General features: G+C 71.2%; 9 protein-coding genes and 1 tRNA gene. 4 read left to right on the top strand and 6 right to left on the bottom strand.

The annotated features are described in order from the left end of the window. Window positions 1–155 precede the first annotated feature (155 nt). Window positions 156–965, top strand: coding sequence for a hypothetical protein (locus tag K7854_RS33590; RefSeq protein WP_226030339.1), 810 nt, complete (start codon window positions 156–158; stop codon window positions 963–965). A 16-nt stretch (window positions 966–981) separates the two neighbouring features. On the opposite strand, the gene K7854_RS33595 is transcribed toward K7854_RS33590, so the two are convergent. Then, the gene (locus K7854_RS33595; protein ID WP_226030340.1) at window positions 982–1293 is read right to left on the bottom strand and encodes a hypothetical protein; all 312 of its coding nucleotides are present in this window, start codon (window positions 1291–1293) and stop codon (window positions 982–984) included. 103 nt (window positions 1294–1396) lie between these two features. Between K7854_RS33595 and K7854_RS33600 the strand changes: the two genes are divergently transcribed. Next, window positions 1397–1627 (top strand): DUF4287 domain-containing protein, encoded by a 231-nt coding sequence (locus K7854_RS33600; RefSeq protein ID WP_030189937.1) that lies wholly within the window; start codon window positions 1397–1399, stop codon window positions 1625–1627. Between the two features lie 73 nt (window positions 1628–1700). On the opposite strand, the gene K7854_RS33605 is transcribed toward K7854_RS33600, so the two are convergent. The 3 genes from K7854_RS33605 to K7854_RS33615 all read right to left on the bottom strand — a co-directional run bounded on the left by K7854_RS33605 (window position 1701) and on the right by K7854_RS33615 (window position 4218). Further along, a complete protein-coding gene (locus K7854_RS33605) occupies window positions 1701–2621 on the bottom strand; it encodes a Bax inhibitor-1/YccA family protein (RefSeq protein WP_226030341.1) in 921 nt (306 codons plus the stop codon). 167 nt (window positions 2622–2788) lie between these two features. Beyond that, a complete protein-coding gene (locus K7854_RS33610) occupies window positions 2789–3967 on the bottom strand; it encodes a 4-hydroxybenzoate 3-monooxygenase (protein ID WP_226030342.1) in 1179 nt (392 codons plus the stop codon). Between the two features lie 167 nt (window positions 3968–4134). Continuing rightward, a tRNA-Leu gene (locus K7854_RS33615) sits at window positions 4135–4218 on the bottom strand. 470 nt (window positions 4219–4688) lie between these two features. Between K7854_RS33615 and K7854_RS33620 the strand changes: the two genes are divergently transcribed. Next, the gene (locus K7854_RS33620) at window positions 4689–5459 is read left to right on the top strand and encodes an ABC transporter ATP-binding protein (RefSeq protein WP_226030343.1); all 771 of its coding nucleotides are present in this window, start codon (window positions 4689–4691) and stop codon (window positions 5457–5459) included. 60 nt (window positions 5460–5519) lie between these two features. Further along, window positions 5520–8051 (top strand): ABC transporter permease, encoded by a 2532-nt coding sequence (locus tag K7854_RS33625; RefSeq protein WP_226030344.1) that lies wholly within the window; start codon window positions 5520–5522, stop codon window positions 8049–8051. 74 nt (window positions 8052–8125) lie between these two features. Here K7854_RS33625 and K7854_RS33630 read toward each other — a convergent pair whose 3' ends face one another. Both K7854_RS33630 and K7854_RS33635 read right to left on the bottom strand, forming a co-directional pair. After that, entirely contained in the window at window positions 8126–9442 is a 1317-nt protein-coding gene (locus K7854_RS33630) for an SAM-dependent methyltransferase (RefSeq protein WP_226030345.1), read from the bottom strand. 265 nt (window positions 9443–9707) lie between these two features. After that, the coding region (locus K7854_RS33635; RefSeq protein ID WP_226030346.1) for an NAD(P)/FAD-dependent oxidoreductase at window positions 9708–11039 on the bottom strand (1332 nt) is incomplete at its 5' end.

Genomic DNA, 11039 nt, shown 5'->3' on the forward strand with positions numbered 1-11039 from the left:
GCCCCCTGGATTTACGCAGGTCAGACCAGCCCCACCCCTCACTTCCGGGCCCAAAGTCCTGTCCGTTTCGTGACGTTACGCACTGACAGGCGGTTAGTCCTCCCTTCAAGCTGATGTAGGAAGTCGGGGGTCGACTTTGAACCGGGAGTACGTCAGTGAGCGCCATGCCGATCGCCCTGCTGCTCACCACGGCCGCCACCGGCGCCGTGGGCGTCGCCGTCCTGCGCAGCATCCTGGTGCTGCGCCGGCAGGTGACCGCCTTGCGCACCGAGCTGGCCGAGAGCCGGGCCGCCGCCCCGCGTGGCCGGGTGCCCGCGGCCCGCACCACCGCCGATGCCGAGGAGATACGCGCCGCCGTCGCGGAGGCGCTGGCCGAGGAGCGCGAGCGGGAACTCGCCGAGGCGCGGGCCTTCTGGGCCGCCCAGGAGACCCGGGACGCCTCCGACGCGCCCCTGCTGCTCGGTCTGTCCGACAGTGAGCTGTTCCTGCCCCGCCAGGCGGACCTGGTGGGCCTGGAGCCCGTGACCGAGCCGGTCGCGGACACCGACGAGCCGTCCGCGCAGGACGCGGGCCACACCGGTCCCAGGGAGTCCGCCGAGCTGGCCGCGGCCCGCCGCCGGCACCCCTCCCACCCGGACTTCGTGCCGAACCCGTCCCCGGCCGTGAACGACCACGACCGCACCGTGGCGACCCTGGAGGAGCTGGCCGGGTCGAGCGTCGCGCTGGCGGACGTCCGGCCGGGTCCGCTGGGCACCCTCGACGTGTACGTCTTCGCCGACGGCACCACGCTGTGCATGACCCCGGGCCACCGCGAGACCGCGGAGCGCCTGGCCGCCGCGCTGGGCGCGGGCCAGACGCCGTACCTCCTCGGCGGGTCCGGCATCTCCGGCGCCTACACGCTGACCTTCGCCTGCGGCGAGGAGAACGTCTACATCCTGGCGGACCGCGTCATCGCGTCCCTGTAGTCCCTGAAGGCCCGCGTCAGACCCCGGCCCGTTTGCGGGCCTCCTCCACCAGCGCCGCCGCTTCCTCCACCTGGTCCTCGTCCTCCAGGACGAGGGCCAAGTCGTGTGCGGCGACGGCGATCTGGTCGGCGGCGGCGAACATCCCCGCGTCCGGCATCTGCCGGGGCTCGGCCCCGGGCTCCTCCACCAGCTGGGCCCGCCGGGCCAACTCCCTGGCCAGCTCCAGCGCCTCGGCGGCGGCGCCGCGTTGCAGCCTGCTCTGCGGGGCGGCCCGCAGCCGGTCGGCGAAGTCGTCCACGGCACGGGTCAAAGGCGTCGTATCAACCACGGCGCGAGCGTACGCGGCCGTCCGGGACTGTTGCCAACGGGCGAACGCTCAGGCACGGTGACCTGAAGGACCGGCTTACATCCCCTTTCGCCCGGAGGCGCCGATGTCCCAAGTCTTCTCCGAGGAGACCCATCGCAACCTGCTCGCCCGCATCCCCCAGTGCACCGGCCGTGAGATCTCCGACTGGCTGCGCGCCGTCGAGGACGGCCCCGCCCTCTTCCGCTTCGAGGAGAAGGTCAGCTGGCTCCGGCACGAACACAACCTCGCGTACGGCCACGCGAAGGCGATCGTCCACGAGTACGACCTGAGAAGGGCCGCCCGCAAGCTGCTGTGAACGGGCGTGCGGACCCCACGACGACGAAGGGCCCCGGGCACGAAGCCCGGGGCCCTTCCTCTGCTGGGTGCTGCTAGTCGTTGCTGTTCAAGATCGCGATCAGGCGCAGGAACTCCAGGTAGATCCAGACCAGCGTCAGCGTGAGGCCGAAGGCGGCGAACCAGGCCTCCTCGCGCGGGGCGCCGTAGGCGAGCCCGTCCTCGACCTGCTTGAAGTCGAGGGCGAGGAAGCAGGCGCCGAGGATGATGCCGACGATGCCGAAGACGACACCGAGCGCACCGCTGCGGAAGCCGAGGCCGTCACCGCCGCCGAAGACGGCGAACAGCAGGTTCACCATCATCAGGATGACGAAGCCGAGCGCGGCGGCCATCACGAAGCCGTAGAAGCGCCGGTTGACGCGGATCCAGCCCGCCTTGTAGGCGATCAGCACACCGGCGAAGACCGCCATCGTGCCGATCACGGCCTGCATGGCCGCGCCGTCCGCGATGCGGTTGTCGACGACGCTGGAGACGACGCCGAGGAAGACACCCTCGAACGCCGCGTAGAGCAGGATCAGCGCCGGGGTGGGCTTGCGCTTGAAGGACTGGACGAGCGCCAGGACCATGCCGATCAGCGCGGCGCCGATACCGATGCCGTACGAGCGGTTGATGTTGGCGTCGTCCACGGGCAGCAGCGCCCACGCGAGCGCGGCCGTCACCACGAGCACGCCGAGCGTGCTCGCCGTACGGATGACGACGTCGTCCATCGTCATCCGGCCGGTGGTGGCGGGCGCCTGCGGCGGCGTGCCGTACTGAAGGTCCTGCTGGGCGTACGGGTTCTGCGCGTACGGGTTGCCGGCGGGCTGGGCGTACGGATTGCCCTGGGTGCCCTGCGCGTACGGGTTGCCCTGCGTGGCGACGGCGGGTCCCCCGGCCTGCGGCGCGGCGTTGAAGCCCGCGTAGCCGTTGTCGCGGCTGAACCCCCGTCGCGAGAAGACCGGGTTTCTGCTCCTCATTTCACTCCTCCATGGCCACACGGCGCAGCCTTGGCTCAAGAGTAATAGAACGGCAAAGGAATGACCCTACTGCTTGGGGAGGATCTTTCCCTCGCCTTGCGACTCAACACGCTACGCCGATCAGTGATTCCCCTCACGGCCGGGGCCGCCTCGCGCGCGGGCGCCGCTCACCCGATCGGGAACCCGGTGTAGGCCTCGGCGAGGTCGGTCTCGGCGGCGCGGGAGGAGGCGATCCGGTCGAGCCGGGCCAGCTGGAGCCGGTCCTCGAAGGGGGTGGCGTCCGGGGCGGTGTGCAGCAGCGTCGTCATGTCGTACGAGAACCGCTCGGCCTGCCAGACGCGGCGCAGGCAGGTCGCGGAGTAGGCGTCGAGCAGGTCCTCGGAGCCGGTCGCCGTGCGATGGGTCAGCGCACGGGCGAAGGTGACGACGTCCCCGACGGCGAGGTTGAGGCCCTTGGCGCCGGTGGGCGGCACGATGTGCGCGGCGTCGCCGGCCAGGAAGAGGCGGCCGTGCCGCATGGGCTCGTGGACGTAGGAGCGCATCGGGGTGACCGACTTCTGGGTGATGGGGCCCCGGCGCAGCGTCCAGTCGTCGTCGGTCTCGAAGCGGCGCTCCAGCTCGTCCCAGATCCGCTCGTCGCTCCAACTGTCGGCGTCCGTGTCGGCGGGGACCTGGAGGTAGAGGCGGGAGACCGACGGGGAGCGCATGGACAGCAGGGCGAAGCCGCGGTCGTGGCGGGCGTAGACCAGCTCGTCGTGCGAGGGGGCGACGTCGGCGAGGATGCCGAGCCAGCCGAAGGGGTACGTCCGCTCGAAGGTCCGCCCGTCCGGGACGGCCGCCCGGGACACGCCCCAGAAGCCGTCGCAGCCGACGACGTAGTCGCACTCCAGCACGTCCTCGGCGCCCTCCGCGCCGCCGCGGCGGAAGCGGACGCGCGGCCGGTCCGTCTCCGCGCCCTCCACGGCCAGCGCCTCGGTCTCGAACAGCAGCGGGCCGCCCTCCTTGAGCTGGAGGGCGATGAGGTCCTTGCAAACCTCGGTCTGCGCGTAGACCATGACCGACCTGCCGCCGGTGAGCGCGGGGAAGTCGACGCGGTGGCGGCGCCGGTCGAACCGCAGCTCGATGCCGTCGTGGCGCAGCCCCTCGCGGTCCATCCGCTCCCCGGCCCCGGCCTCGCGCAGCACGTCCACCGTGCCCTGCTCCAGGATCCCGGCGCGCTGCCTGCGCTCGACGTAGGCGCGGTCGCGGCTCTCCAGGACGACCGAGTCGATCCCGGCGTTGTGCAGCAGCCGGGCGAGCAGGAGCCCGGCGGGGCCTGCCCCGATGATGCCGACGGTGGTGCGCATCGGTCGTTCCCTTCGATCGGCGTCGTTGCCCATTCCCTTGCGTTCGCCTGGTGAAAATTCCTTCACCAGGTTGGGACGAGTTTCCGACCAGACGCACGCCGATGTCAACGGTTCGGGGAATGAGAGGGGCCGTCGGCGGCTCGCGCCAGACGGCGTGACGGTGTTTGTGCCCGGAGCCGGACTTGAACCGGCACGCCCTCGAAGGGGCAGCGAGGTTTAAGCTCGCCGTGTCTGCATTCCACCATCCGGGCAGGCCATGGGCTCCGCGTTGCGCGCCTTGAGCCTATCGGGACACCCCTCCCGGACCTCGGGCGGGACAACCGATGTTGTCTTATTTTATTGACGCCTGAGGGTCCATCAGGTGTCGGTTCAGGCCATCAGCACATGCCAACAGCCTTGCGTGCGGCGGTCCGCGCCGTATGCGGAATGACGGGATTTCACCGTCACGACAAGGGCGCCCGCCCTGTTCTCGCGCCACCCCCGCACCACCCCGCGCCACCCCCCCTCCCCGCGCACGACGGCGGGTGCCGTCGGGGTTCGCCGTCATCCGCAGGTATGACACCGGCCCGTCCCGTCCGACCGAAGTCGCCCCCCTGAACCGGAACAGCGGCTGACTACACGGCGCCGTACGGCCGGGACGATGGATGACGTCCCCCAGCACACCGTGCCGACGGCACACGCCGTCCGACGCACACGCCGTACCGACAGGAGCGCCCTTCCCGTGACCACCGCACCCATCGCCGACCGGTCCACCCTCGTGGCCGCGCGCGCCACGGAGCTTTCCAAGATCTACGGCCAGGGCGAGACCCAGGTGGTCGCCCTGGACCGGGTCTCCATCGACTTCCGGCAGGCCGAGCTGACCGCGATCATGGGCCCCTCGGGCTCCGGCAAGTCCACGCTGATGCACTGCGTCGCGGGGCTGGACACCTTCTCGTCCGGCTCGGTGCGCATCGGCGACACCGAGCTGGGCTCGCTCAAGGACAAGCAGCTGACCAAGCTGCGCCGGGACAAGATCGGCTTCATCTTCCAGGCGTTCAACCTGCTGCCGACGCTGACCGCGCTGGAGAACATCACCCTTCCGATGGACATCGCGGGCCGCAAGCCGGACAAGCAGTGGGTGGACTCCGTGATCCGGATGGTCGGGCTGTCCGGACGGCTCGGGCACCGGCCCTCCCAGCTCTCCGGCGGGCAGCAGCAGCGGGTCGCCGTGGCCCGGGCGCTGGCCTCCCGGCCGGAGATCATCTTCGGCGACGAGCCGACCGGCAACCTCGACTCCCGCTCCGGCGCCGAGGTGCTGGGCTTCCTGCGCAACTCGGTGCGGGAGCTGGGCCAGACCGTGGTGATGGTGACCCACGACCCGGTGGCCGCCTCCTACGCGGACCGGGTGGTCTTCCTCGCCGACGGACGCATCGTCGACGAGCTGTACGGGCCGACGGCCGACTCGGTGCTGGACCGCATGAAGCGGTTCGACGCCAAGGGCCGCACCAGCTGACGTTCCCTCCGCCGCCCGCCGGCCTCCCCTCCCCCGTACCGTCTGGACAGAGAAGACCCCATGTTCCGTACCGCCTTGCGCAACGTCTTCGCGCACAAGGCCAGGCTGTTGATGACCGTGCTCGCCGTGATGCTCGGCGTGGCGTTCGTGTCGGGCACCCTGGTCTTCGCCGACACCCTCTCCAACGCCTTCCGCAACCAGTCGGCGAAGAGCTACGACGACGTCGCCGTCGCCGTCACCTCGCACGCCGACCCGGACAACCCCAAGGAGGAGCCCGGCCTCTCCGGCAAGGTCATCGACCGGATCGCCGCCGTGGACGGCGTCGCCGGGGTGTACGGCCGCGTCGAGGGCTTCGCCGGGGTCGCCGACCCCGACGGGAAGCTCATCGGGGTCGGCTGGTCCAACAAGGGCTCCAACTTCGCGCCCGGCAAGGACGGCAAGGACGCCGCGTACACATTCACCGACGGTTCCGGACCGGTGCGGGACGACCAGATCGCCCTGGACGAGGAGTCCGCCGGCAAGGGCGAGTACAAGGTCGGCGACCGGGTGCGCGTCGCCACCAACGGCCCGGTGCGGGAGTACACCCTCAGCGGTGTGTTCACCACCGAGGACGGCGCCGTCAACGCCGGTGGCAGCCTCGTGCTCTTCGACACCGCCGTGGCGCAGAAGCAGTACCTCCGGCCGGGCTACTTCGAAGAGGTCACCGTCACCGCCGCGCCCGGTGCGGACGACGCGAAGATCCTGGCCGCGGTCGAGCCGCTGCTGCCGGACACCGCCGAGGCCCGGACCGGCCAGGCCCTCGCCGACGAGCAGGCCGACCAGATCGAACAGGGCCTGGGCAACCTCAAGCAGGTCCTGCTCGGCTTCGCGGGCATCGCGCTCTTCGTCGGGATCTTCCTGATCTCCAACACCTTCACGATGCTGGTCGCCCAGCGCACCAAGGAGATCGCCCTGATGCGCGCCGTCGGCGCCTCCCGCAGGCAGATCACCCCCTCGGTGCTCGCCGAGGCCGCGCTGGTGGGCCTGGTGGCCTCGGCCGTCGGCTTCGCCCTCGGCGTCGGTCTGGCCGTCGGACTGCGCTCCGGGATGTCCGCGGCCGACATGAAGATGCCGGCCGGTCCGCTGGTCCTGTCCGCCACGCCGGTGGTCGCGGCGTTCGCGGTGGGCGTGCTGATCACCGTGTTCGCCGCCTGGCTGCCCGGCCGCCGGGCCGCGAAGATCCCGCCGGTGGCGGCCATGAACAGCGTCCACGCGGTGGCCACCACCAAGTCGCTGGTGGTGCGCAACTCCATCGGCGCGGCCGTCACCGCCCTCGGTGCGGCGGGGATCGTGGCGGGTGCCTCGACCGGCGGCGACGACGGCCGGCTGTACATCGGCGCGGGCGCGTTCTTCGCGCTGATCGGCGTGATCATCCTGATCCCGCTGCTGTCCCGGCCCGTGATCGCGCTGGTCCGTCCGCTGCTCGTCGGCCCCTTCGGGGTGGCGGGCAAGCTGGCCGGGCAGAACGCGGTCCGCAACCCGCGCCGCACCGGCGCCACCGCCTCGGCGCTGGCGATCGGTCTCACGCTCGTGACCGGTCTGTCGGTGCTCGGCGTCACGGTCGGCAAGGCCATCGACAAGATGACCACGGACAACATCAAGGCCGACTACATGGTCTCGATGGCCAACGGCGGCGACCTCGACCGGTCCGCGCTGGCGGCCCTGGAGAAGGCCGAGGGCGTGTCCGCGGTGTCGCCGCAGCAGGCCGCCTACTTCCGGGTCGACGGCGAGTACGTGTCCGCCTCGGCGGTCACCCCGGGCGACATCGAGAAGGTCCTGACCGTCGACGTCGTCAGCGGCAGCGCGGACTCGCTCGCCCAGGGGCGGATCGCGGTCGCCGAGAAGACGGCCGAGAACCGGGGCTGGAAGCCCGGCGACACCGTCCCCGTCACCTTCGACGACGACGAGAAGGCCACGCTGACGGTCGGCGCCGTCTACAAGGACAGCGAGTTCCTCTCCCCCGTCCTCGTCGACCGGAAGGTCGTGGACCGGCACGAGGCCAAGCCGTCCATCCGGGAGATCTTCGTGAAGACCGACGGCGGCCAGTCGGCGGCGAACGAGGAGGTCCTCGTCGACGCGCTCGGCGACAACCCCGCGATCACCGTGATGGACCGGCAGGACATCCGCGACGAGTTCGGCGGCGCCATCAACACCCTGCTGAACGTCATGTACGGCCTGCTGGCGATGGCCCTGATCATCGCGGTCCTCGGCGTCGTCAACACCCTCGCGATGTCCGTCTTCGAACGGCAGCAGGAGATCGGCATGCTGCGCGCGATCGGTCTGGACCGGCGCCGGGTGAAGCGGATGGTGCGGCTGGAGGCCGTCGTCATCTCGGTCTTCGGCGCGGTGGTCGGCATCGGTCTCGGCACCTTCCTCGGCTGGGCGATCGGCGAGACCGTCGCCGACCAGATCCCGGGGTACGCGCTGGTCCTGCCCTGGGACCGGATCGGGATCTTCGTGGTGCTGGCCGGTCTGGTGGGTGTCCTGGCCGCCATGTGGCCGGCCCGCAACGCCGCCCGGCTGAACATGCTGAACGCGATCAAGGCCGAGTGACCTCGCCCCGCGACGCGGCACACCGAGGGCCGGGCTCCCGTACGGGGGCCCGGCCCTTCGGGTCGGGGTGCGGATCAGGCTGGGCCCGGTGCGCCCCACACGCGGGCCCGCAGCGGCAGGCCGGAGGCGCCCGAGTCGGGCGTCTTCACGGCGAGGACCTGGTTGACGCCGATGCGGTTGCGCTCGAAGGAGAGCGCGGAGGCGGCCATGTAGAGCTGCCAGACGCGGGCCCGGCCGGGGCTGACCAGCCGGGTGGCACTCGCCCAGTCGGCCTCCAGGTTGGCGACCCAGCGGCGCAGGGTGAGCGCGTAGTGCTCGCGGATCGACTCCACGTCGCGGACCTCGAACCCGGCGCGTTCCAGCTGGGTGACGGTGGTGCCGACGGGGGCGAGTTCGCCGTCGGGGAAGACGTAGGCGTCGATGAACTCGTCGACGCGGTAGGCGGACTCGTCCTGCTGGGGGCGGCGGGCGATCTGGTGGTTCAGCAGCCGTCCGCCGGGCTTGAGGAGCTTGTGCAGGTCGGTGGCGTACTCCAGGTAGCGCTCGGCGCCGACGTGCTCGGCCATGCCGATGGAGGAGATGGCGTCGTAGGGCCCGTCCACCACGTCCCGGTAGTCCTGGACGCGGATCTCCACCCGGTCGGTGAGCCCCTCGTCGGCGACGCGCTTGCGGGCGTAGGCGGCCTGTTCCTGGGAGAGGGTGACGCCGACGACGCTCACGCCGTGCTCGCGGGCCGCGTGGATCGCCATGGAGCCCCAGCCGCAGCCGACGTCGAGCAGGCGCTGACCGGGGCTCAGGTCCAGCTTGCGGCTGACCAGTTCGAGCTTGTCGCGCTGGGCGTCCTCCAGGGTGCCGCCCTCGGCCGGCGGGGCGGACCAGTAGGCGCAGGAGTACACCATGGACGGGCCGAGGACGAGTTCGTAGAAGTCGTTGCCGACGTCGTAGTGGTGGCTGATGGCCCGCTTGTCGCTGCGCTTGGTGTGCAGGTGGCCGCGGGCCCGGCGGACCTCCTCCGGCGGCGGCGGGGGCGGCAGCGGCGGCCCGGCGAGCTTCACCAGGCCGCGTACGGCGGCCCGGACCTCGGGGTCGCGCAGCGCCTCCACCAGACCGCGGGCGTCCTCGCCGCGCTCCCAGATGAGGCCGGCCAGCAGGCCGAGGGCGGTGTAGAGGTCCCCGTCGACGTCGATGTCGCCGGCCACCCAGGCGCGGGCCAGGCCCAGTTCACCCGGTTTGAACAGCAGGCGGCGCAGGGCCCTGCGGTTGCGGACGACGAGGGCGGGCGCGCCCGGCGGACCGGCCTGCGAACCGTCCCAGGCGCGGATGCGCACCGGGAGCGGTGCTCCCAGCAACTGTTCGAAGAGGTTCTGCAGCCGCAGCGCGGCGTCAGCCATGGCGTACCTCCGTGACGAGCGATCCCGGAATGTCCAACACCACGTAAACACCTGGGAGCCCGCGGTACAGTCCCCGGCGCGCGTTACGACTCGGCAAAATAGCTGTACACACCAACGGATTTGTCGCCCCGACGGCGCAGCGGGCGCGCAGCACGAAGGGGCCGCCCGCACCACGGATGGCGGACGGCCCCTTCGGGGAGCTGCCGAGTACCGCCGGGAGGACCGGCGACCGCTGCGGCCGGCAGCGGCCCGGGTCAGCCCGGGGTCAGGAGGCCTTGGCCTCGGTCTTCTCCTGCTGCGCGGCCTTCTCGCCCTGGTCCGGGGACTTGGCCGCGGCGGGCTTCGGGGCCGGCTTGGCGGCCTCGTAGAACTCCTCGCGCGGGGTCTCCATCGCGCCGAGGGAGACGACCTCGCGCTTGAGGAACATGCCGAGCGTCCAGTCCGCGAAGACGCGGATCTTGCGGTTCCAGGTCGGCATCGCCATGCCGTGGTAGCCGCGGTGCATGTACCAGGCGAGACGGCCCTTGAGCTTGATCTTCATCTTGCCCATGACGATCATCGCGACGCCCTTGTGCAGGCCGAGGCCCGCCACCGCGCCCTTGTTGGCGTGGCTGTACTCCTTCTGCGGGAAGCCCCGCATGCCGGAGATCACGTTGTCGCCGAGGACCTTGGCCTGGCGCAGCGCGTGCTGGGCGTTCGGCGGGCACCAGGCGTTCTCGTTGCCCGCCTTGCGGCCGACCAGGTCCGGCACCTGGGCGTTGTCGCCCGCGGCCCAGATGTAGTCGGTGCCCTGGACCTGGAGGGTGGGCGCGCAGTCGACGTGGCCGCGCGGGCCCAGCGGCAGGCCGAAGCGGGACAGGGCCGGGTTGGGCTTGACGCCGGCCGTCCACACGATGGTGTTGGAGTCGACCTCGAGTCCGTTCTTCAGCACCACGTGGCCGTCGACGCAGGAGTCCATGGAGGTGGACAGGTAGACCTCGACGCCGCGGCCCTCCAGGTGCTCCTTGCCGTACTGGCCGAGCTTGGGGCCGACCTCGGGGAGGATCTTGTCGGCGGCGTCCACGAGGATGAAGCGCATGTCCTCGCGGGAGACGTTGTTGTAGTACTTGGCCGCGTCGCGGGCCATGTCCTCGACCTCACCGATGGTCTCCGCGCCGGCGAAGCCGCCGCCGACGAAGACGAAGGTGAGCGCCTTGCGGCGGATCTCCTCGTCGGTGGTGGAGTCGGCCTTGTCGAGCTGCTCCAGGACGTGGTTGCGCAGGCCGATGGACTCCTCGATGCCCTTCATGCCGATGCCCTGCTCGGCGAGGCCGGGGATCGGGAAGGTGCGGGAGACCGCGCCCATCGCGATGACCAGGTAGTCGAAGGGCAGCTCGTACGCCTCGCCGACCAGCGGCGCGACGGTGGCGACCTTGCGGTCCTGGTCGATGGTGGTGACCCGGCCGGTGAGGACCTCCGCCTTCGGGAGCACGCGCCGCAGGGGGACGACGACGTGCCGCGGGGAGATGCTGCCGGCGGCGGCTTCGGGGAGGAAGGGCTGGTAGGTCATGTACGACCGCGGGTCGACGACGGTGACGGTCGCCTCGCCGTAACGCAT

The organism is Streptomyces hyderabadensis (genome assembly GCF_020404845.1).
Classification (GTDB): domain Bacteria; phylum Actinomycetota; class Actinomycetes; order Streptomycetales; family Streptomycetaceae; genus Streptomyces; species Streptomyces hyderabadensis.